Below are 23815 nucleotides of genomic sequence, written 5' to 3' on the forward strand. Positions count from 1 at the left end.
CCGATGAAAAAACTAAGCAGAATAATTTTGGTGACCCTCGTTATGATAACGGGATGTACAAAAGGGTTCCTGGATATTAATACTGATCCCAACAATCCTACCAAGGTGTCGTTGAAGCAATTGCTACCGGCAGCGGAACAGGGGTTGGCATTTTCTATGGGTTTTACCAATGATGCACGCGGGGCCAGGGGGCTTACTGAGGTGTTATCGGTATATGTGCATCAGATAGTGGTGCGGGAAAGCCAGGACCAATACGGAGCTACGGGCTCGCAGTTTGATATTAACGGCGCCTGGTCTGGTTTCTACAGCGCGCAGCCGGTAAGCGGACTTCCGGACTATATTGGTGTGCTGGAGAACGTGGAAGTGCTGATTAAACAAGCTACGGCGGGAGGCTATCGTCATTATGCCGGCATCGGGAAGCTGCTGAAGGCATATGGCATCAGCCAGTTTGTAGATGCGTTTGCAGATATCCCATTTTCTGAAGCGAATAAATTCGGGACTGATGGGCTGCGCTATCCGAAGTTTGATAAAGGTGCTGACATCTATCCGCAGCTTTTCAAATTGATTGATGATGCCATCGCCGATCTGGGAAGCGATGATGGTCCGCTGGAACCTGGGGGAGATGATATTTTTTATGGAGGAAATCTCGCCCGGTGGACGGCCATGGCCAAGAGCCTGAAGTTGAAGTTGTACAACCAGGTACGCCTGGTACAGGATGTGTCGGGTCCTGTAAACCAGCTGGTGAGCGCAGGAGGCTTAATCAGTAATACCGGGCAGGGATTTATGCTGCGGTATGGCTCGCAGGTAGCACCGGACGACAGAAACCCGGGATTCAGTGAGTATTATGCCACCCAAAAATCGCACTATATCAGCCCCTGGTTCTACGAAATCATGAAGGGCTATAACCCACGGATATTTACCGGCATCAGGGATCCCCGGATACCCTACTACTTCTTCAATCAGAATACGAAACTCGGAGGCTCGCAGGCGCCGACAGAGTACCGTGATTCCGGTTTTGTTTCCATTTATTTTGGCTCGACAGGCACCAACAGGAACTCATCTCAGGACAACAGCATGACGGTATTTGGCCTTTACCCGGTAGGTGGCAAGTATGATAACGGTAGCGCGGGAACGGTAACGGCCGCCAGCGGTACCGGCGCTGCGCCCCTGAGATTACTTACTTATGCAGATGTACTGTTTATACAGGCAGAGCTGATCAATGCAGGCGTGCTTGCAGGAGATGCCCGCCAGAAATTGTCTGCCGCCATTGATGAATCTTTCAAGCAGGTGGACTTTGTAGCAAACCTGGCGAAAGGATCCCAGACAGTACCTACTATTGTTGGGCCGGATGCCACCGCGTATCGCGACAAAATACTGGCCGTTTATGATGCCAGAGCTACGGCAAAGGAAAAACTGGAAGTGATCATTACACAGAAATGGATACAGTCTTTCGGTTTTAGCGGCGACGCCTATACGGATTACCGGCGTACTGGTTTCCCGGTATTATTCAATCCCAATGATCCCACGATGGCTCCCGGGCGTCAGGCGCAGCCACCGATATTCGGTAATCCTACCTTGCCGCCGCCACAGGGAAAAGTGCCGGTAGCGCTGGGTAGAAATTACCCGTTGTCATTGCCGTGGCCAACCAACGAAATCGAAGTGAATCCGAATGCGCCCTCTCAAAAACTGCCGGACGTAACACCGGTGTTCTGGGATAAATAACCTTCTCATTCATGTGCACAAAAAAGTAAGTATGAAGAATAAGATCATCTATATAGTCATGTTGGCGGTTGGAATAACGGTTTTTTATGCATGCCGGAAGAATGACAACCCCAAACTACCGGATGGCGTTTCAAAGCGCCAGGTGCCGCAGCTCACGCAGGACAATACCAAGGACCTGCTGATCCAGTCAGATAACCTGCCTGACTTTAAAACAGCGTTTAACGTAGCGTTGTATTTCCCTACAGGAGAACAACCCAGGACCACCGATGTAGTGGTGGCGATGAACGGCAAATACAATAATGTGAAGGTAGCGCAGGGCGGCATCACGTCTTTGCCGACAGTAGTATCCCTCACCGGCACGCAGCTGATGCAGCTGTTCGGGCTTTCTGCCAACGCACTTACGCCGGGGGACTACTTCGAAGTGACGACCAACTTCACCATGAACGACGGAACGCAGATACATGGTTTCGGCGATACCGTTACGTTATCCAATGGTTCCAAACAGTACATCCCTCCTTACGGTGCAGACGTGCTGGGGGCCGCCGGGCTGATCCGGCTGCTGACCTATACGAAAGTATGCCCGTTGGCCGTAAAAACATACCTGGGAGGTATGACCGTGGATGATCCCGGGGTAACAGAAGTAACGTATCCGGTAACGGTGTCTGTTAATGCAGATAGCACCGTGTTTACCTTTACCGGTTGGGCGGATATGCCAGGAGTGGCCATGAAGGCCAATTTCAGCCGACCAGGCTATCAGTTCACCATCCCCAAGCAGAAAATCGCGGACCTCTTTCAGGGGTACCATAACCTGACTGTGTCCGGTACCGGAACGATCAACCCCTGCGATACCACTATTATATTCAACGTGACAACGGAAGTGGACGAGGGTAGTTTTGGAAATAATGAGACTATTTTGTCCAAGCCCTGACGGGCCGGAAAGAACCATTTTGAAAGACGCGTCATCCGCAAGGGTGGCGCGTCTTTGCTTGGTGAAAGGGGGAATTAACTTATCAAGAATTATTTAGCGGCAGACTGATTTTTTAAAAGTATTACCTTAGCATAGTAGAAAATATTTTTTTGTTTTTATATCTTGTGTCTGTTTTTAAACAAAAATTAACATTTTTAAAAATCAAAATCTGAATTTTTGTGACGTTGTAACCCGTTATGTTACTGCTTTGCTTATGTAGATGTTTTAGAATCCTATGCTGTGAAAATAGTCATCAACCTGATGCCGGACTAACTATTCAACAGTATTCCCCGCGTAATTCCCGAAAAAGCTAAGCGAACATTCATTCAACGACCCAGTGTTTTAGGTTAACTGAAATAAAATCAAATCTAAATTGCTTATGAAAAGAGGATTACTCTTGTGGCTTCTCATGGCCATTGGCGTCTTGCAGGCGGTTGCCCAGACGCGAACGATTACAGGCAGGGTGACCGACTCCAAAGACGGTACCAGATTGCAAGGGGTAACTGTCACCGTAAAAGGTTCCAACAAAGGTACTGTTACCGGTCCTGAAGGTAACTATAAGCTGGAAGTACCTTCCGATGCATCCATCGTATTTACTTTTATGGGTTATGAATCCAAGACCTTCCCCGCGAACAAAAACGTTTTGGATGTTCAGCTGGTGCTGGACAACAAACAACTGGGCGAAGTGGTGGTGACCGCGCTTGGTGTGACCCGTGAGAAAAAAGCGCTGGGTTATGCTGTGGGTACGGTGAAATCCGAAGAGCTGGTACGGGCTGCTAACCCGAACCTGGCCACTGCCATCCAGGGTAAAGTATCCGGTGTGGAAGTAAGAGCTTCCAGCGGTATGCCTGGTGCATCTGCCCAGATCTATATCCGCGGCGCCCGTTTCTTTGACGGTAACAACGCTCCGCTGTATGTAGTGGACGGTATGCCGGTAAACAGTAATCCTGACTTCGCGGTAGGTGGTTTGGGTGTAACCGGTACTGACTTCGCCGGCCGTTCTATCGATATCGATCCGAACGACATCGAATCTATCGACATCCTGAAAGGCCAGGCGGCTTCCTCCCTGTATGGTATGCGTGCAGCGAACGGTGTGGTAATGATCACTACCAAAAGCGGTAAAAGCAACAAGGCAGGAAAACCGGTGATCAACGTGTCTTCCAACTATCAATGGGACCAGATCTCCAGACTGCCTGATCTGCAGCAGAAATATGCACAGGGTTCTTATGGCAACTATTCAAATTTTGGTTCCAGCTCCTGGGGTCCTGAAATCGGCTCTCTGCCTGATAACCCGGACTTTGGTGGCAACGTAGGCAACGATTTTAACAATGGTACGCCTACAGCAGAATCCAAAGGTAAATTCTGGAGCCCGCAGGCGGGTAAATGGTTAACGCCGCAGGCGCACAACAACCCTAAAGACTTCTTCCGTACCGGCTACACTTCCAACACTTCCCTGAACATGTCTCAGGCTGGTTCATGGGGTAACTATGCTTTTGGTTTCGGTAATACTTCCCAGAAAGGTATTGTTCCCAGCACTGGTATGAGCCGTTTTAATGCTAAATTCAATGGTACTTTTAACGTTAGCTCCAAAATAAAAGTGGGAACCAGCTTCAACCTGTCTAATACAGATATCGACAGGCTGCCTACTGGTAACAACAGTATCCTGTTCCAGATTTATGGTGCACCTCCGAGCTACAGCATGAAGGATATACCTTTCCATGAAGCGAACAACGAGTACAAACAAATCTCTTATCGTGCCGGTAACTTCGATAACCCGTACTGGTCTAACACCTACAACAGCTTTAATGAAAAAACCAAAAGGTTCTTCGGTAATGCTTTTGTGTTGTATGAACCGATCAAAGACCTGAGCATCAAATACCAGTTGGGTACCGATATTTACAATACCAACATGGACGAGTACTATGAGTTAGGATCTGCTGCTACCGGTGGTTCTACTGCTTCGGGTACTGTTCCCTCAGTCGGAGTGCCTAAAGGAGGTTCCATTCTTAACAGAGCTTTCACCAACCGTTCCTTCAACTCTTTGCTGAACATTGCCTATAACAGGCAGCTGAGCACTGACTTTAAGCTGACAGCGATGGTGGGTAGCGAATTGAACGATAACTATACCCGTCTGATTACCGGTGATGGTACTGGTCTCGTTGTTCCAGGTTATAAAAACATGGACAACGCGATGAATCAGATCAGCACACAATCTCAATACCGGAACAGGCAAGTTGGTTTTTATGGCAACGTGGGTCTGGACTGGAGAAGAATGTTGTACCTGAACGTGTCGGCCCGTAACGAATACGTATCTACCATGCCTTCCGGCAAACGCTCTTTCTTCTATCCTTCCGGTTCACTGGCATGGGTAGTGAGCGAGCTGCCTTCCCTGCAGGACAAAGACATCTTTGCTAAAGTACGCGCTTCCATTGCACAAGTGGGTACCGCGGGAACTTACCTGCTGCCGGTGTATAAAAAGCATACTTCCTCCAGCGGCTTCCTGGATGATGGTATCGTGTTTCCGTTTAATAACCTGGTGGGCTTCCGTCCGAATTCCACCCTGTATGATTCTGATTTCAAACCACAAAACACCAGATCATACGAGTTCGGTGCTGAACTGGGTTTCCTGAAAAACAGAATCAGCCTGGAATATTCTTATACTTCACAGAACACCATCGACCAGATCTTTGCAGTGCCCCTGGCCGGGTCTACCGGTTTTGCACAGGTATACCAGAATGGTGGCGAAATGTCTGCCAAAGTGCATGAGATTACACTGAAAACCACGCCGGTTAAAACCAACAATTTTGAGTGGAACCTGAATGTGAACTATACTAAAGTTATTACTGAGGTAGTGAAACTGGCTGATGGTGTAGACAACATCTTCCTGGGTGGTTTTACTGATCCGCAGGTGCGTGCAGCCATTGGATATTCTTATCCTTCTATTTACGGTACCACCTTCGCTCGCAACAACGAAGGCAAAATGATGCTGGATGATGATGGATTCCCTATCGGAGGCACTGATGGTGTTATCGGTAGCGTTACGCCGAAGTTCATTATGGACTACTCCACTACCCTGCGTTATAAATTTATCCACCTGAGCGCATTGTTACAGTGGAAAAATGGCGGTCAGATGTATTCCGGCGCCAACAGGCTGATTGACCTGTATGGTACTTCCAAAAGAACGGAAAGCCGTGCCACCGACGAGATCAAGTATGAAGGTGTAAAAGCATCTACAGTTAAACCTGATGGTAGCGGCGGAGAACCTAATGATAAGGTAATTAAAGGCGCTGAAGCGCTGCAGGACCTGTACAATGTACTGGGTACCATTTCCGAAGCCAATATATATGGTACTTCTTACCTGAAATTAAGAGAGGTTTCCGTAGGTGTTGACCTGCCCCGCAGCATCCTGGACCGTTTGAAAGTATTTAAAGCAGCCAGCCTGAACGTATCTGCACGTAACATTTTGCTGTGGACAGAGTTGCCTAACTTCGATCCGGAGTCTTCTCAGGGTAACGGTAACATGCAGGGCGGTTTCGACTATATGTCCCTGCCTCAGACACGTAGCGTTGGTGTTGGTCTTAACCTGACTTTCTAATTTTTAAAGCACATTGATTATGAAACATTGGAGATATATAATGGTGCCGTTGGTCGCGTTGTCCTTTACAGCTTGTACGGACAAGATCATGGATGATATTAATAAGAACCGGAACGATGCAGAGAATGTATTAGCAGCAAACGAATTGCCTACTGTTACTACAGAGACATCCTTTGGTACCACCGGTACGGATATGGCCTGGTATGCATCTGTATTTGTAGAACTGAATACAGGTACCCACGGCCAGATGAGAGATGCAGACATGCGTGTGGGCGTGACCGCATCTTCCCTGATGAATAACAGCTGGAACGCGGTTTATGATAATATGATGATCCTGCAGGACATTATTAAAAAATGCTCCCCGGGTGGTTCTGAACCTGAAAATACAGCTACTCTTGGCATCGGGCAGGTGCTGATGGCTTACAATCTGGCAATTGTGACAGATATGTGGGGGCAGGCGCCTTTTAACGAAGCACTGAAAGGTTTGGATAACCGTCATCCGAAATATGATAAACAACAGGACATTTATACTAAGGTGATCATTCCTTACCTGGACGCTGCCATTGCTAATTTTGCCAAACCGGTGGACCAGGGTATTATCAATAAAATTAAGCAGAACGACCTTATTCACGAAGGGAAGATGGACAGATGGGTTAAAGCTGCGTGGAGCCTTAAAATGCGGTATTATCTTCACCTGACAGGCGTGATGCCCGATGCTGCAGACAAAGCGCTGGCCTGCCTGCCTAAGGGTATCGATAAGGCAGAGAATGCATTTGTTTTCAACAAGTACCAGCCTACCGCAACCGGAGAGAACCCTTGGTTTCAGCACCTGTGGGACAGAAACGGACTGTCTACCAGCAAGACCTTGTATGATCTGATGAACCTGCGTAACGATCCCCGCATGAAGACCTATTTCGATACACTGAAAGGAGGTGTTATTGTGCCGGCTCCTAACGGTACCGCGTTGGAAAGCCAGGGAACACGCTACTCAACATCGAAACTCTCCCAGAACAATACAGCGCCTACTCCGCTGATGAGCTATCATGAGGTGAAGTTTATCGAGGCAGAACTGCTCGCTAAAAAAGGTCAGGACTTCAGGCCCGCTTTACAGGCAGCTGTGGAAGCCAGCTTTGCCTACCATGGTGTAGCTGGAGGAACAGATTATTATACCAACAAAGTCGTTCCTTTACTGGGTACCACACAGGCCGCAAACCTGAAAGAGATCCTGACTCAGAAGTACATCGCGTTCTATGAAGCTGAGGCAATTGAAGCTTACAACGATTACCGCAGAACAAGGATCCCGACATTGAACAATCCGAATAACACCAACGCTGCTTATGGTTTTGTGGAAAGATTCCCTTACCCTACCAGCGAAACGTCCAACAACGGCGCCAATGTTCCTACTGTAAATATCTTTAAGAACAAAATCTGGTGGGCCGGCGGCACAGAATAATCAACCGCTTTTTCAGATAACCGGGAAAAGGCTGTCCATTTCGGACAGCCTTTTCTTTTGCCCCTTCCCTCCCTGAACTAACACGAACGTGCTACTTGTTTACTGGTAGCTTTTACTATATTTGGCCCCTGATCGTGAATAATGATCATGTGGACCAGAATCTGAGAGGTGTAATTGAAATCTAAATCGGTAATAAAAATTGGTTTTCGGTATATGCTTATGAGAAAACGCCTGACCAGCCTTTTCTTCACTTTTCCTGTTGACATAAACGCGCCAACACCGCTGTAGTATTAAGTTTTTCTTGGTATTTGCATAGAGGGTAAATTAAAATATATCGTCGTAGGTGTGACGGATATCATGTCAACTAAAAATTGGTTTTGCTTATTTAATCTGAATTAAATTTTCTACGGAAAAATTTTCCGGCTAGTCGTTTTGTTGTTATTAAAACGCAGCTATCGCTGCGTATAGGATTTCGTTTGCCTGAATGTTTTTTTATAAGTGCATTGGTGCTTATCGGCACCTCCATGCCTGAACTTTTTGTTATCAGTTACATTTCTCAAATCAAAATCGCTTATGAAGAAAGGATTGCTTCTCTGGCTGTTTGTGGCTCTCAGCGCGTTACAGGCGCTGGCGCAAACACGAACAATCTCCGGTAAAGTGACCGATGCAAAGGATGGCGCGCCTTTGCCGGGTGTTACCGTACGAATTGTTAGTAGTACTAACGGCACCGTTACAAATGCTACCGGTGAATTCCAATTGAAAGTAGAAGGAAAAGTTGCTGCGCTGGAACTTTCTTTTGTGGGCTATGCTACCCAGCAGGTGAGCATTGCCGGTAAAAACAATGTAGATGTAAAACTGGCAAGGGATGAAAAAGGCCTGAGTGAAGTAGTCGTAGTAGGTTATGGAACCGTGGAAAGGAAAAACCTTACCGCTGCGGTGTCCAGCATTAAAGGCACTGCACTGACCAACCAGGCCAATTCCAGCGTAGACCGCCAGCTGGCAGGCCAGGTGGCAGGCGTACAGGTAGCGGTGCCCAGCGGCATCCTCGGCCAGGCCGCCCGCGTGCGCATCCGCGGTACCAACTCACTGACCAGCAGCGCTGATCCGCTGTATGTGATCGACGGTGTGCCTTATATCACCGGCAACCAGAGCGGCGTTACCCCTAACAACCCGCTGGGGGATATCAATCCCAATGACATTGAAAGCATGGAAGTGCTGAAAGATGGCGCCGCAACAGCTATCTACGGTTCCCGTGCCGCCAATGGCGTGATCCTTATCACCACCAAGAGAGGTAAACTCGGAAGATCCAGGATCACCTACGATAACTGGTTTGCCGCTGCAACGCCTTCCAAACGTTTCGATTTGCTGAATGCTGATGAATTTGTGACCATCGCTAACGAAAAATATGCAAACGTAGGCAAAGCTGCCGTAGCTTTCCCCACTCCTAACCCGGCTGGTGGCAACTATAATACCGACTGGCAGAAGATCGTTACCCGTACCGGCTTCCAGCATAACCATGCCCTGTCTCTCAGCGGCGCCAATGAGCAAACCAACTATTACGTTTCCATGGGTTACACTGAGCTGAATGGTATTGCCGTAGGTAACAGCCAGCGTAAATACCAGGCGCGTTTCAAACTGGAACAAAAGGCGCTGGACGTGATCACCGTAGGTATCAATGCCAATGTGTCCCATATCACCAACAACGGTCTTAATAACAGCACCTCCGGCCTTTCCGGTAACATTACCAACGCACTGCGTGCATTGCCTAACGTACCGGCCAAATGGAACGACGGCACCTACAACCTCAGCGCCGATAAACAGGTACTGGGCAGCGGCGCCAACACAGAAAAAATCACCGACAACTATACCAATATCCTGTACGTAATAGATAACAACATCTATCGTAACCAGAACCTGAACGTGACCGGTAACGCATTTGCCAATGTACAGATCATCAAAGGACTGGATGTGCGGACACAGATCGGCATCAACGCGCTGAATGGTGAAGACTTCCAATACTGGAACCCCGTTCACGGAGATGGCCGTAACTCAAAAGGTATCGTATTCCAGCAGGCTATTCCCAGCTTCCGGTACAACTGGGTAAATACCATCACCTATAATAAACAACTGGGCAGCCATAACATCAACGCGGTAGCGGGCCTCGAGTACCAGAAAACCAGAGAGCGCAGCTTCTCTGCCAACGGTACCAACCTTACCAGTGCTTTCTTCGGACAGAACAACGTGATCACTAACGGCGCCGGCACCCAAACAATCGGTGGCGATATCATCGAACGCGCTTTCCAGTCTTACTTCGTAAGGGCTACCTATGCTTACCTGGACCGCTACATCGTATCCGGTACCTTCCGTCGCGATGCCATCTCTTCCCTGCCTCCGGGCAATCAGAACGCTGATCTGCCGGGTGTTTCCGTAGGATGGAGACTGTCACAGGAAAATTTCTTCCGCAATTCCGACGCACTGCGCTTTATCAGCAACCTGAAAATCAGAGGTGGCTATGCGAAAGTAGGTAACGTGGAAATCGGGTCTTACCCTTATGCCGGTACTTACAAAACAGTGCTGTACGGTAATGACCTGGCACTGGCTTACAATCAGCTGTACAACCCTGAACTGTCTTTCGAAACCAGCAAAAAAACCAACATCGGCCTGGACCTGGGACTGCTGAAAGACAGGATCAACATCACTGCCGAGTACTTCAAAAATGACATCGATGGTATGGTGCTGGCGGCTCCTACGCCTCCTTCCCTGGGTATCCCCGGCGCCGGTAAACCCAATGTTATCAACCGTAACATCGGTAAAATGTATAACAAAGGCTTTGAGTTCTCTGTGAACAGTACCAATATTCAGCGCGAGGACTTTACCTGGAGCACCGGTTTTAATATCTCCTTTGTGAAAAACGAAGTGACCGGACTGGTAAACAACGCCGATATGGTGTACGCCTATAACATCACCAGAGTAGGAGAATCCGTGGGTAGCTTCTATGGTTATGAATCAGTTGGTGTAAATCCGGCTAACGGTAACCCGCTGTGGCGGAAGGCTAATGGAACTATCGTACAGGGTGATTTCAAATCCAGCGCCTATTACGCTTATGATCCGTCCAAGCCGGAAGATATGAGCAAGAAAGCAGAAGCATTAACGGCGACGGATAAACGCGTTTTGGGCAGATCAACGCCTACTTATTATGGTGGTTTGACCAACACCTTTACCTACAAGGGTTTTGACCTGAACATCTTCCTGTCTTTCGCCGGTGGCAACAAAGTGTATAACATTACCCGCCAGGAAGCACTGAACAACCAGAAGTTCCAGAATGCCGGTAAAGAACTGCTCAACAGATGGACTACGCCAGGACAGGTAACGGATGTGCCTAAACTGTATCAGGGTTCTGACAACTTCGTGTTACAGAATGGCAACGTATCCAGCCGCTTCCTTGAAGATGGTAAATTTATCCGTGCTCAGAACATTGGCCTGGGCTATACCGTGCCAAAGCGTATCGTGGAAAGCATCCGTCTGAGCAATATCCGGGTGTTTGCTCAGGTGCAGAATGCCTTTGTGATCACCAGCTATTCCGGTATGGACCCGGAACTGAACGCCTACAGCGGTACCCGTGTGAATACTGAGCCGGGATTGGATTTTAACACAAACCCGATGCCGCGTACCTACACTATCGGTATTAATGTTGGACTGTAAAATTTAGCATCATGACAAAGAAATTCAGATATCAATATAACGGAAACATTACCAGGGTTGTAGCGGGAGTGCTGCTGATAGCAGCCGGTTTGTCTTCCTGCAGCAAGTTCACAGAACTCACTCCTAAGAACCAGTTGGCGGACAATACTGTTTTTAAGGATTCTGCGCAGGTGGAGCTTGCATTGAACGGCGTGTATAACGCTGCTGCCATCGGTAGCTACAACGATAGCTATACCGCCGGCCGGGGTTATCCTTTCGGCGCTGCTTCCATTGAGCAGGGCGAGATGAGAGGGGAAGATATGATCAACCTCGAAGGGTTTTATGAGATCACCTATAAAGCCCAGTATTCCCCCACGTCTGCCAACAACGTCAATATGTGGGTGAACCTGTATGCGCTGATCAACCAGGCAAATACCTTCATTGAAGGGGCGCAGGCTGCTGCAACAACGGGAATTATCTCTTCCGGCAAGGCGCTGCAGCTGGAGTCCGAAGCACGCTTCCTGCGCGCTTTGGCCCATCATGAACTGCTGATCCACTTCTGCAGGCCTTATGCTTCCAAAAATGGCGGTGAAGTGGGGATCCCCTACCGTACCATTGCGATGAACTCGGTTTCAAAAATAGACGAAGCGCTGAAAGTAGGCAGAGGCACGGTCGCAGAAGCATACGACAAATTGCTGGCCGACCTGGATTTCGCAGAAGCTAACCTGAACGGTAGTACGAAATTCGGGTATAACCACGCTACAAAAGGAGCGGTTATTGCTCTCAAAATGAGAGTTAAGCTGCACAAAGGCGATTATACCGGTGTTATTGCAGAAGGTACCAAACTGGGTACTGCTGCTGCCGGAACGTCTTTCAACAGCCCGGTCAACGGATATGCACTGGCTGCCAGTCCCGACGAACCATTCACCAAGAACGATAAAAACAGCGAGTCCGTTTTCTCTATTGCGAACAGTGCATTGGCCAATGGAGACACCAACGGCGCCCTGCCTTCCATGTTCCTGCCCTCCACCAGCGGTGGCCGCGGCCTGGTAGCTACCAGTCCTAACCTGTACAATGCTGCGTTCTGGGCGGAAGACGACCTGCGGAGATCATTGCTGCAGATCAAACAAACGACTACCAAAGACGGCAAGCCGGTGGATAACTACTACTTCAGCTATAAATACCGCGATGGGCTCAATAAGTCCGACTGGGCGCCTATTATCCGTTATGCGGAGGTGCTGCTGAATGCTGCGGAAGCGTATGCCCGTACTGGTAATACCGCTCAGGCTTTTGCCCTGTACAATGCGGTACGTAACAGGTCCCTGCCTGCTGCCAGTCCAAACAGGATCACCACGCCTCCGGCAGATATGATGCTGGCCATCCTGAACGAGCGTCGTGTTGAATTTGCCGGCGAAGGACGCCGCTGGCCGGATATCCACCGCCTGGCGCTGGATCCGGTATATTCTGCGAAAGGTATTCCTGCCAAGGTGCTGAAGAGTGATCTTAAAACAGATGGCAGTGATTACAATGTGGTCACTAAACCAGTGGTAAAACCCAGCTATAACGCGATCTCCTATACGGACTTCCGTTTTATCTGGCCTGTTCCATCCACTGAAACTGCTTCCAATCCTAATCTGAAGCAGAATCCTGAATACTAGCAAATTCTCCATAGCAATAGATGATGAGTAACATATATTCAGTTAACATTTGTCCCGGGATTCCTCCCGGGACTTTTTTATAAGCTAGATAACTAACCTTGTTTTTGATCTTTGATCATCTTCCTGGTTATTGTATCTTTATAAAGATTGTATTGTTAATTCTTTTGTACTGAATTGTTTTTCCCTAACTCAAAAAACCGAATTGTTATGAAGACTCTGATGGCCGCTGTGGCCTGTTGTTTATTAGCCTGCATCCTTTTCTTCGCCTGCCAGAAAAGCAAAAATGACGATATGCCCGCTAAAGAAGACATTTCCGCCAATGTATTGGCTAAAATATCTGCGCTCGGCTTTAGTAAAAAAGGTGTGATAAAAGTGAAGGACGGTTATATCGTCGAAGGTGATATTTTTCTCACAGAAAAAGATCTTGACAGAAAAAATGAAGGACTGAAATTACATATTGCCGAGACAGAACACTACAGGACCAATGCGTTGGTAAATGTAGGGGGGCTGGGCGGCGCCGGCACCCGTGAAATCACTATTTCGGCGGCCAACATGCCTGCCGATTATATTGCGGCTGTAGACGCAGCTATTGCAAGGTATAATGACCTGCATTTAAAATTACATTTTTCCAGGGTGCAGAGTAACGCCACTATCTCCGTCATAGCAGCTGTCTTACCGGATAAAGTGCTCGGTAATTCAGGTTATCCGGACGGTAGCGGAAATCCGGCCAATACCATCCGGATGAATGTGGGATATATCGGTAGTGATTATACGGTTGGATTCCTGACAGGTATTATTGCGCATGAAATTGGGCATTGTATCGGTTTCCGGCATACGGACTATACCGATATCAGTTTTAGCTGTTATGGAGATCCCAATCAACCGGAAGACCCGGGCAGCGTTGGCTCCGTACAAATCCCGGGAACGCCTGCCGGGCCGGATCAAAACAGCTGGATGCTGGCCTGTGTAGGTCGCTACGATGCCCGTCCTTTTACAACCAATGATGCTACGGCCCTCAATTACCTGTATGGATGCGGTTCCGAAGGTACCAAGGTAGTCAATGGCATTTGCGAAGTAGGCACCAAAAAGATAGTTAGCGCTATCAAGCAGGGTAATACCTACAGGTGTACCTATGTGTATATTTTTAGTGATGGTTCTCAAAGTGTCAACTACGTTCATACCAGCACATCTCCTTGTCCGATAGATCCTGTATGAGCTGTTAAAAGCAAATTGTTTCCGTAAGAATATAAACACGCTGGCCGGCTTGATATCAAGCCGGCCAGCGTGTTTATAAATATATCGGGAAAATATTACTTCAGTACTTCCTGCAGTTTGGCAGTCAGTGCGTCGCCTCTGAGGTCGCTGGCGATCACTTTACCTTGCGGGTCCAGGAGGAAGTTGGTAGGAATGGCATTGATGCCATACAGCGGCACTACGGAAGAGTCCCAGAATTTCAGGTCGCTGACATGGTTCCAGGTGAGGCCGTCTTTAGCGATAGCGGCCAGCCACTGATCTTTGGTTTTATCCAGAGACACGCCAAGCACTGTAAAGTTTTTGCCTTTGAACTGCTGGAAAGCTTTCACTACGTTTGGATTTTCCTCACGGCAGGGACCACACCAGCTGGCCCAGAAATCGAGCAGTACATATTTACCGCGCAGGGATTTCAGGCTGATCATTTTTCCGTTAGGGTCAGGGAGCGTGAAGTCAGGGGCTTCCATGCCTACTTTAACGGCTGTTGAGGCTTCGTCATCGCCACCAGCTGCATCACCGGCGCTTAACTGGTTATTTTTCTCCAGTTCAGCGATTTTATCGGTCATGCTTTTCACCAGTGTATTTTTGGGAAAGCGGGTCGTTAAACCGGCGATCGCCTGTTTGTGTGCGATAATTTCTTCCGGGCTTCTCACCTGGCTGATAGCGAATACGGCGTTGGCCGGGTTTTTTGTTTTTTCGGCAAATGCGAAGAAGTCCTGTTCAAATTCTTTTTCTTTTTTCTGGATGGCTTCCAGTTGCGGCTGGAGCACGCTGTCTGCTACTTTGGCGTTATGGAGGCTGTCTACCTTGCGCATTTCTTCTGTCAGGGCGATAGACTGTTTGCTGACGTTCTGCAGGAACTGCTGCAGTTCAGCCGTTGCCTCGGAGCCTGTAATCTTCATGGTTTCGAGGTCGTTGACATCGCCTGTCAGTTTCATATCGCCTGCGTCGAGCGCCAGCAGAACGAATTTGCCATTATCAAAACGGATGCGGTAGAGGCCTTGTTCGGGCACCATACCTTTCAGGGTAAATTTACCGCTGGCATCTTTTACATTGGTGGAGTCCACCACTTTCAGGTTTTCCAGCGTCAGTTCTTCCAGTACTACAGGTCCGAGGGGAAGATTGCTGAATTGTCCCTCGATTTTAAATTCTCCTTTTTCCTGCTGTCCGGCACATCCGGCCAGGAAAGCTGCTACGGACATCCACAATAAGTATTTTTTCATGCTACTATTTTTTATCGTTTTCTGAGCCTTTCAACTGTCAATATTAGCTAAATATCTTCAAAGCGGCTATCCTTTCAGTTTTTCGGCCAGCAGTTCGTTGGTGAGCCGGGGATCAGCCTTGCCTTTGGACAGTTTCATCACTTCTCCTACAAACAGCGACATCAGGCCTTTTTTGCCACTGCGGAAAGCAGCTACCTTATCGGGGTATTTGGCGAGCACCTCATCAATGATGGGGCTGATGTTGTCGGCGTTGGTGTCCTGCAGGAGGTTGAGCCGTGTGGCGATGGCCAGCGGGTCTTCGGTGGTGGCGGTAATCATCTCCGGCAATATCTTCGAGGAGGCGATGGAGAAGCTTACCTTTCCGCTGTCGGTGAGATGGATCAGCGCTGCCAGGGCTGCAGGGGGCACCGGGAACCGGGAGATATCTTCCGAATGTTCGTTGAGCCATGATTTAACGGGGCCCAGCATCCAGTTGGCGGCTGCTTTATATTGCGTGGTAACGGCGGTCAGGCTCTCGAAGTAGTCTGAAGTGCCTTTATCGTCGCAGATCACGCGGGCGTCGTATTCCGGCAGGCCGTAGACGGTGGTGTATTTAAGGATCAGTTCTTCCGGCAGTGCGGGCAGCGTGGCCCTGATGGCGGCAATAAACTCATCGGTGAGATGGAACGGCGCCAGGTCAGGTTCGGGGAAGTAACGGTAGTCGTTGGCTTCCTCTTTGGAGCGCAGGGAGAAGGAGTTGCCGGTGGCTGCGTCGAAGCTGCGGGTTTCCTGTACCAGGGTGCCGCCGGCTTCCAGCAGGTCTATCTGCCTTTTTACTTCGTTATCGATGGCCCGCTTTACGTTGCGGATGGAGTTCATATTTTTCACTTCCACCTTGGTGCCCAAGGTGGTAACGCCTTTGAGGCGCACGGAGATATTGGCGTCGCAGCGCATGCTGCCTTCTTCCATATTACCGTCGCATACGCCGAGATAACGTACCAGCCGCCGCAGTTCGGTCAGATAAGCATAAGCTTCATCGCTGGTATGCATGTCCGGTTCGCTCACGATTTCCACGAGCGGCACGCCGGCGCGGTTATAATCCACGTAGCTGTTGGCCGGGTCCTGGTCGTGCAGCAGCTTGCCTGCGTCTTCTTCCAGGTGAATACGGTTAAGTTGTATCTGCCGGCTGCCGGCATCGGTCACCACCGGTACATAACCTCCCTTGCAAATGGGGGCGGTGTGCTGGGATACCTGGTAACCTTTGGGCAGGTCAGGATAGAAGTAGTTCTTACGGGCGAAATAATTATCTTTTTCTATTTCACAATGGCAGGCGAGGCCCAGTTTGATGGCATATTCGGCTGCCTTGCGGTTCATCCGGGGCAGCGTGCCGGGATGGGCCAGGGAGATGGCGCTGATATGGGTATTGGGCGCCCCGCCGAAGGCCGCGCTGTCACTGCAGAACAGTTTGCTCTCGGTAAGCAGCTGGGCATGTACTTCCAGCCCTATCACTGTCTCATATTTGCTATAGATATCGCTCATAATCCGTACTGATTATCGCAAATATATTCAAATAATGCTGGGTTTCCGACCTATTTCATGCCCGGAAATGCCTAACTTGAGACAGATAAAGGTTAAATTTTTACCCTATGATCAGCAATGCCCAGATCAGTCAGCTGTACAATGCCCAGCACGACTATTTCGATTCCGGAGTGACCCGCCCCTATGCCTTCAGAAAAGCGATGCTGCAAAAGCTGAAAAAAGCCATTCAGCGCTATGAGCCCCGTATTCTCGAAGCACTGAAACGGGACCTCCATAAACATCCGCTGGAAGCCTACAGCAGCGAAGTCGGATTCCTGTATGAGGAAATCGCCTACATAGCGGCCAACCTGAAACAGTGGATGGAACCGGAGGTGGTGACTTCCCCCTTTGTCACTTATCCCAGCAGCAGCCGGGTGTATCGCGAGCCGCTGGGGCTGACGCTGATCATAGCGCCCTGGAATTACCCTTTTATGCTGCAGCTCAGCCCGCTGGTAGGGGCTATCGCCGGTGGCAACTGCGCCATCCTGAAGCCTTCCGAACTGGCGCCGCATACCGCGACAGTCATTACGGAACTGATCAAAGAAACCTTTGATCCTGCCTATATCAGCGTGGTAGAAGGAGACGGCAGCACCGTTATCCCCGCCCTGATGGCTTTCCGGTTCGACCATGTGTTTTTTACCGGCAGCATCCCTGTGGGCAAAAAGATCATGGAAATGGCCGTGCCGCACCTTACCCCGGTGACGCTGGAGCTGGGTGGAAAATCACCCTGTGTGGTGGACGAAAAAGTGAATGTGAAGGTGGCGGCTAAACGAATCGTCTGGTCCAAGTTCTGGAATGCCGGACAAACCTGTGTGGCGCCGGACTACCTGCTGGTACATCATAAAATAAAAGAGCCGCTGTTGGCCGCCCTGAAAGAGGCCATTGAGGAGTTCTTCGGCGAAAATCCTGCCGCCAGCCACGACTATGCCCGCATGATCAATATCCGCCGTTTCGATGCGGTAGCTGCCTATCTGAAAAGAGGACGGGTGCTGCATGGCGGCCAGACTGACCGTGACAAGCGGTATATAGCCCCTACCCTGCTGGAAGGGGTGGAATGGGACGATCCGGTGATGCAGGAAGAAATCTTCGGCCCGGTGTTGCCGGTGCTCACTTTTGAGACACTGCCGCAGGCAATACAGGCGATTAAGAAAAACCCCTATCCGTTGGCGTTATATGTCTTCACCAAAAGCAAAAAAACAGAGAAAGCGTTAATAGAACAGGTACGCTTTGGCGGCGGCTGCGTGAACAATGCGCTGGTACACCTTACCAATCCGGAACTGCCTTTCGGCGGAGCGGGATACAGTGGTATGGGGCAGTACCACGGCCGTTATAGTTTTGACACGTTCACCCATGCCAAGGGGATGCTGAAAACCGCTACCTGGCTGGATGTGCCGGTGAAATATCCGCCGTTTAAAAATAAACTCGGGCTGCTGAAAAAGATCATGAAATAATACGGAAAAACGAAGAGACTGACCTGTGATGGTCAGCCTCCCCGCCTGTATAATTAAACCCAAAAGAAAAAAGTACTTATTTTAAAGATCTGCGGTATGCAGTTTCTTTGGAATTTTAATGCTGATGGTCTGTGTCTGACCATTTCGTTTAACCGTAGCTGTTATTGTTCCCTTGTTGCGGTTGTCACGGTAAATTTCTGCCACGTCGTGGGCTGATTTTACGGGGTTGCCGGCCATTTCCGTGATCAGGTCGTTGATTTTGAAGCCGGCTTTTTCAGCAGGAGACCCTGGTGTCATATTGATCACCTGTGCAGCATCGCCGTCATCGGTGTCTTGTACCTGTATGCCCAGTTTTACGCCGTCATCCGCTCTTTCAAAACCGCCGAAGCCCTGTCTGCCGCGGGGCATGGGGAAAGCGAACATCTCGCCTCTTTTGCGGGGCATGTTAAAAATGCCGCCAAAGGCGTCTTCCTTTCTTTCATCCAGCGTAACGGTGGCTTTATTTTGTTTGTTATTGCGTGTATACGATACTGTTATTTTATCGCCGGGTTTGAAACGGCCGATGGTTTCAAACAGCTCTTTCGGTTCGTTGATGGTTTCATCATTGATTTTTGTGATGGCGTCGCCCACTTTAAGGCCCGCTTTCTCCGCAGGGCTGCCGGGAGCCACGGATTTTACGGTAGCGCCCACCGCGGTGGTTTTTTCGGTGATAACGCCCAGCACGGCTTTGTTGCCGGAGACAGGCATTTCTTCTCCTTCGTCGTCTCCGTCACTGTTAAAGAGCTGGATTTCTCCGCGGGAAGGGCCGCCGAAGCTGAAGTTATTGCCATTCATCGGCGTGATCTTGCGGCGGAAAACAGAGATGTCCGGATTATTGTACTGGTCCAGCTTATTGCCGTCTACCAGGATGTCGCCGTCTTTGATTTCCACGGTTACTTTACCGCCTTTGTTGCTTTTGTTTTTAATGACGATTTCATCATACTCGCCCATTTTATCTTTGGAGGATGCACCCGGACTTTGTGCGGCGGCCACACTCACGGCGAGGCAACCAAAGCCTGCGAGGGTAAAATTTCTGAGTACGTTTTTCATATGTCAGTTTGATTTTTGAGTGTTACAAAATTAACAGGGGTAAGAGGTAAGAAAAAGTTAAAACTGCCTGCCAGGTGACGACGGTCACCAGATGAATTGTTAAAATTTTTTCCTCTGGCTTCAGCCGGGGGTAACAGCGCAGAAGGCTAAGGTATCAAATAAAGAAAGCCGGCTCTTTTGGGCCGGCTTTCCTGGTTAATATGAAAAATGAATTTATCCGAGGAGTGCTTTCACTGCGGCAATTACCTGGTCCAGTTTGTCTGTTTCCTGGCCGCCTGCGGTGGCAAAGGACTTCTGACCGCCGCCGCCGCCTTTGATCAGGGGAGCTACTTTTTCTTTGATGATTTTCGGCGCTTCCCATCCTTTGGCTGTCACCAGCTCCTCTGCGATGCTGAGGGCAACGCTGGCTTTACCGCCGATGTTGGCGGCAAACAGCAGTACATGGCCGGGGATGTCGTTTTTCAGCTGGAGGGCCAGTTGTTTAAGGCCTTCCGCATTGCTGACGTTCACCACCAGTCCAAGGAAATTGACGCCGTTAATGTTCTCTGCCTTGTCACGCAGGCCGGCAGCGAGCTGGCGCACTTTTTCCAGTTCCAGGGCTTCCACTTGTTTTTCGAGGGAAGATTTGTCCTGCACCAGTGTTTCCACTGTTTTCACCAGTTCTTTGGGATTTTTCAGGGCGTTTTTGATTGCTTTGAGTTGTTGCAGCTGTTCGTTTACGAAAGCTTCTGCCTGCGCGCCGGTAACGGCTTCCACGCGGCGTACGCCGGCAGCTACTGCTCCTTCAGACACAAACTTGAACAGGCCGAGTTCTCCGGTGGTAGCCACATGGGTACCGCCGCAGAGCTCTACGCTGTAGGCAGGGTCCATGATCACTACCCGTACCACATCGCCGTATTTCTCGCCAAAGAGTGCCATGGCGCCCAGTTGCAGCGCTTCTTCCTTCGGCAGTTCCTTGATCACTACCGGGATGTTCTGACGAATTTTTTCGTTAACGATCGCTTCAATCTGTGCCATTTCTTCATCGGTTACTTTGGCGAAGTGGGAGAAGTCGAAACGCAGCGCTTCAGCGTTCACCAGCGAGCCTTTCTGTGCCACGTGTGTTCCCAGCACCTGGCGCAGTGCGGCGTGCAGCAGGTGGGTAGCAGAGTGGTGGCGCGCGGTGTTATGGCGCTTATCTTTCGTTACTGTTGCTTTTACTTTCGCAGCGGGATTGGCTGGCAGTTTATCGGCAAAGTGGATGATCAGGTTGTTTTCTTTTTTAGTGTCGGTTACGTGTATGGCCTCGTCGCCGAAGTGGAGTACGCCCGTATCGCCTACCTGTCCGCCGCTTTCAGCGTAGAAAGGGGTCTGGCCCAGTACCAGCTGGAACTGCTCTTTTCCCTTGGCTTTTACGGTGCGGTATTTCAGTAGTTTGGTGTTGCTTTCCAGTTGCTCGTAACCGATGAATACGGAATCCGGCGTTTCGTCCAGGACTACCCAGTCGCCGGCATCGATGGCGGTAGCGGCGCGGGAGCGGTCTTTCTGCTGCTGCATCGCGGCTTTGAAGCCTGGCTCGTCTACGGAGAAACCGTTTTCGGAGGCGATAAGGGTGGTAAGGTCGTACGGGAAACCGTAGGTATCGTATAATTCAAAGGCGGTCTGGCCGTCCACTACTTTGGCGGCTGCCTGCTGTTGCATAAAGTCTTCGATCCGGCGGATACCGCTTTCGAGGGTACGCAGGAAGTTGTTCTCTTCTTCAAATACCACTTTCTTCACGAAGTCCACCTGTTGTTGCAGTTCGGGGAATACGTGGGAGAACTGGGCGGCCAGTACCGGCACGAGGTCGTGCAGGAGCGGTTTTTTCACATCGAGGAAAGAGAAATAGTAACGTACGGCCCTGCGCAGGATGCGGCGGATCACGTAACCGGCGCCGGTGTTGGACGGCAGCTGGCCATCGGCGATGGTGAAGGAGATGGCGCGGATGTGGTCGGCGATAACGCGGAAAGCCACGTCTTTGCGGGTGTCGGCGCCTTCGTACTTTTTGCCGGTGAGCTGTTCGGTGGTATGGATGGTGCCCATGAACACGTCGGTGTCGTAGTTGGAGGTTTTACCCTGCAGTACGCGTACCAGGCGTTCGAAGCCCATGCCGGTGTCCACGTGTTTGGCTGGCAGTGGTTCGAGGGATTTGTCCTTCAGGCGGTTGAACTGCATGAATACGTTGTTCCAGATTTCGATTACCTGCGGATGGTCTGCGTTGACCAGCGTTTTACCGTCTATGGCCTGTCTTTCGTTGTCAGGACGGCAGTCTACGTGTATTTCGGAGCAGGGGCCGCATGGACCCGTGTCGCCCATTTCCCAGAAATTGTCTTTTTTGTTGCCCAGCAGGATACGGTCTTCTGAAATATGTTCTTTCCAGAAGTTAAAAGCTTCCTCGTCTTTAGGCAGGTTTTCGCTCGCATCTCCTTCAAAAACAGTGACATAGAGTTTGTCTTTCGGGATTTTGTACACTTCTGTCAGCAGCTCCCAGCTCCAGGCGATGGCTTCTTTCTTAAAATAGTCGCCAAAGCTCCAGTTACCCAGCATTTCGAACATGGTGTGATGATAGGTGTCGATACCTACTTCTTCCAGGTCGTTATGTTTGCCGCTTACCCGGAGACATTTCTGCGTGTCCGCCACCCGTGGGTGGGCCGGCGTTTTGTTGCCCAGAAAGTAGTCTTTAAACTGGTTCATGCCCGCGTTGGTGAACATCAGGGTGGGATCGTTTTTGATCACGATAGGGGCAGAAGGAACGATCTGGTGTCCTTTCGACGCAAAAAAATCCAGGAATTGCTGTCTTATCTCAGATGCTGTCATAAATATGGATGCGAGTTAATATGTATTTTTATTGCCATGTAAATGGGAAAAATGGACGTTTTTATGTTGTTTATCAAGCCATTATAAAGTAGTTAGAAAATTGACATTCAAAAGGTTGATGTTTTAATCTAATTACATTAGGTTTGTGCGCCTTATTTTCCGACGGTTTACAGGGAGTGCAAAAATATTGAAACCTGTATGATTATTCAAAACAGGTTGTGTTACCCGGCAAAAAAGTTAATGTGGACAGAAAATAACGCAAAAACGGCCATCCGCTTGTTTGGACCTCATGAAATAAAACTGCTGAAACAGCGTTCACAGCTGTAAGCCAGCGTAAAGTACACCCGGTGCATGAAGAAGGTTAAATATTTTTACAACACCCAAACATTAAAATATGAGAAGCTCGTAGTATCCCTGCGGGTGAAGATCCTGAGGATACTCGGGTTTGTGTCTGCTGCCATTGTTACCGGGGCGATCTTTCTGTCTGTGGCTTACCGGGTGGTGGATTCCCCAAGGAAAAGTCGCTGCGCCGCGACCTGGAGGGGATGAAGGAAAAATATGAAGCCATGCAGGGGCGTATGAAGGAAATGAGGGGAAAGCTGGCGGAACTGGAAGAACGTGACAATGAAATTTACCGGGTGATATTTGAGGCCTCTCCCATCCCCGACAGCGCACGGGAGGGCAAAATCAACCGTGATGAGGAGGCTGCCCAGCTGCAATCCTTTGCCAGCAGTGAAATCATCGCTTCTACCGGCATCCTGCTGAAAGAACTGACCAACCGTATCAAAACACAGGAAAAATCCTACGAGGAAATCGATAACCTGGTAAAAAACAAACAACAGATGCTGGCATCCATCCCGGCCATACAGCCGGTGGCCAACAAAGACCTGAAGCACATCGCCTCCGGTTTCGGATACCGCATCGACCCAATCTATAAAACCATGAAGTATCACGCGGGGCTTGACTTTGCAGCGCCCAGCGGCACTCCTATCTACGCAACCGGCGACGGCACGGTGGAAGAGGCCAGCCTGAGCGACGTGGGCTACGGCAACCACGTGATCGTAAGGCATGGATATGGGTATAAAACATTATATGGCCACATGCTCCGCATGAAGGTGAAGACCGGCCAGGCCGTTAAACGCGGCGACGTACTGGGCTGGGTAGGCAGCACCGGTAAATCCACCGGCCCCCACTGCCACTATGAAGTCATTAAAAACGGAGAAAAAGTTGACCCGGTGTACTTCTTCTTTAATGACCTCACCCCCGAACAATTTGACCGCATGCTGAAGATGGCCCGGTCCGGCAACCAGTCGTTCGACTAATGCCCGGTGCC

The 23815-nt window shown here is 49.7% G+C and carries 14 protein-coding genes; 10 read left to right on the forward strand and 4 right to left on the reverse strand.

What is annotated here, in order from left to right:
* The first annotated feature begins 3 nt into the window (after window positions 1-3).
* From HF324_RS02245 to HF324_RS02275, 7 genes are all read left to right on the forward strand, one after another.
* Window positions 4-1722, forward strand: a complete 1719-nt coding sequence (locus HF324_RS02245) for a SusD/RagB family nutrient-binding outer membrane lipoprotein (RefSeq protein ID WP_168809075.1) — start codon at window positions 4-6, stop codon at window positions 1720-1722.
* Window positions 1723-1753: 31 nt separating this feature from the next.
* Window positions 1754-2650, forward strand: a complete 897-nt coding sequence (locus HF324_RS02250; protein ID WP_168861848.1) for a hypothetical protein — start codon at window positions 1754-1756, stop codon at window positions 2648-2650.
* A 418-nt stretch (window positions 2651-3068) separates the two neighbouring features.
* On the forward strand, window positions 3069-6284 hold the full coding sequence (locus HF324_RS02255) for a SusC/RagA family TonB-linked outer membrane protein (protein WP_168861849.1): 3216 nt from the start codon (window positions 3069-3071) through the stop codon (window positions 6282-6284).
* 19 nt (window positions 6285-6303) lie between these two features.
* Window positions 6304-7737, forward strand: coding sequence for a SusD/RagB family nutrient-binding outer membrane lipoprotein (locus HF324_RS02260; protein ID WP_168861850.1), 1434 nt, complete (start codon window positions 6304-6306; stop codon window positions 7735-7737).
* Window positions 7738-8310: 573 nt separating this feature from the next.
* The gene (locus tag HF324_RS02265) at window positions 8311-11439 is read left to right on the forward strand and encodes a SusC/RagA family TonB-linked outer membrane protein (RefSeq protein ID WP_168861851.1); all 3129 of its coding nucleotides are present in this window, start codon (window positions 8311-8313) and stop codon (window positions 11437-11439) included.
* 11 nt (window positions 11440-11450) lie between these two features.
* Complete coding sequence (locus tag HF324_RS02270) at window positions 11451-13076, forward strand: RagB/SusD family nutrient uptake outer membrane protein (RefSeq protein WP_168809085.1); 1626 nt, start codon at window positions 11451-11453, stop codon at window positions 13074-13076.
* A 207-nt stretch (window positions 13077-13283) separates the two neighbouring features.
* On the forward strand, window positions 13284-14291 hold the full coding sequence (locus HF324_RS02275; protein ID WP_168809087.1) for a M57 family metalloprotease: 1008 nt from the start codon (window positions 13284-13286) through the stop codon (window positions 14289-14291).
* Between the two features lie 95 nt (window positions 14292-14386).
* Here the strand turns inward: HF324_RS02275 and HF324_RS02280 are convergent, their stop codons facing one another.
* Together HF324_RS02280 and gatB are read right to left on the reverse strand one after the other, a co-directional pair.
* On the reverse strand, window positions 14387-15550 hold the full coding sequence (locus HF324_RS02280; RefSeq protein WP_220100661.1) for a TlpA disulfide reductase family protein: 1164 nt from the start codon (window positions 15548-15550) through the stop codon (window positions 14387-14389).
* A gap of 66 nt (window positions 15551-15616) precedes the next feature.
* Entirely contained in the window at window positions 15617-17068 is a 1452-nt protein-coding gene (gatB, locus tag HF324_RS02285) for an Asp-tRNA(Asn)/Glu-tRNA(Gln) amidotransferase subunit GatB (RefSeq protein ID WP_168861852.1), read from the reverse strand.
* Window positions 17069-17175: 107 nt separating this feature from the next.
* On the opposite strand from gatB, the gene HF324_RS02290 reads away from it, so the two are divergent.
* Window positions 17176-18558 (forward strand): aldehyde dehydrogenase, encoded by a 1383-nt coding sequence (locus HF324_RS02290; RefSeq protein ID WP_168809091.1) that lies wholly within the window; start codon window positions 17176-17178, stop codon window positions 18556-18558.
* An 81-nt stretch (window positions 18559-18639) separates the two neighbouring features.
* Here the strand turns inward: HF324_RS02290 and HF324_RS02295 are convergent, their stop codons facing one another.
* Window positions 18640-19647, reverse strand: a complete 1008-nt coding sequence (locus HF324_RS02295) for a PDZ domain-containing protein (protein WP_168809093.1) — start codon at window positions 19645-19647, stop codon at window positions 18640-18642.
* 213 nt (window positions 19648-19860) lie between these two features.
* On the reverse strand, window positions 19861-22482 hold the full coding sequence (alaS, locus tag HF324_RS02300; RefSeq protein WP_168861853.1) for an alanine--tRNA ligase: 2622 nt from the start codon (window positions 22480-22482) through the stop codon (window positions 19861-19863).
* A gap of 351 nt (window positions 22483-22833) precedes the next feature.
* Here alaS and HF324_RS33505 point away from each other — a divergent pair, with 351 nt between their 5' ends.
* Entirely contained in the window at window positions 22834-23031 is a 198-nt protein-coding gene (locus HF324_RS33505) for a hypothetical protein (RefSeq protein ID WP_258539400.1), read from the forward strand.
* Window positions 23028-23804, forward strand: coding sequence for a M23 family metallopeptidase (locus HF324_RS02305; RefSeq protein ID WP_258539401.1), 777 nt, complete (start codon window positions 23028-23030; stop codon window positions 23802-23804). The genes HF324_RS33505 and HF324_RS02305 overlap by 4 nt, the downstream gene beginning before the upstream one ends.
* Window positions 23805-23815: the final 11 nt, after the last annotated feature.

The organism is Chitinophaga oryzae, from assembly GCF_012516375.2.
Lineage (GTDB): Bacteria > Bacteroidota > Bacteroidia > Chitinophagales > Chitinophagaceae > Chitinophaga > Chitinophaga oryzae.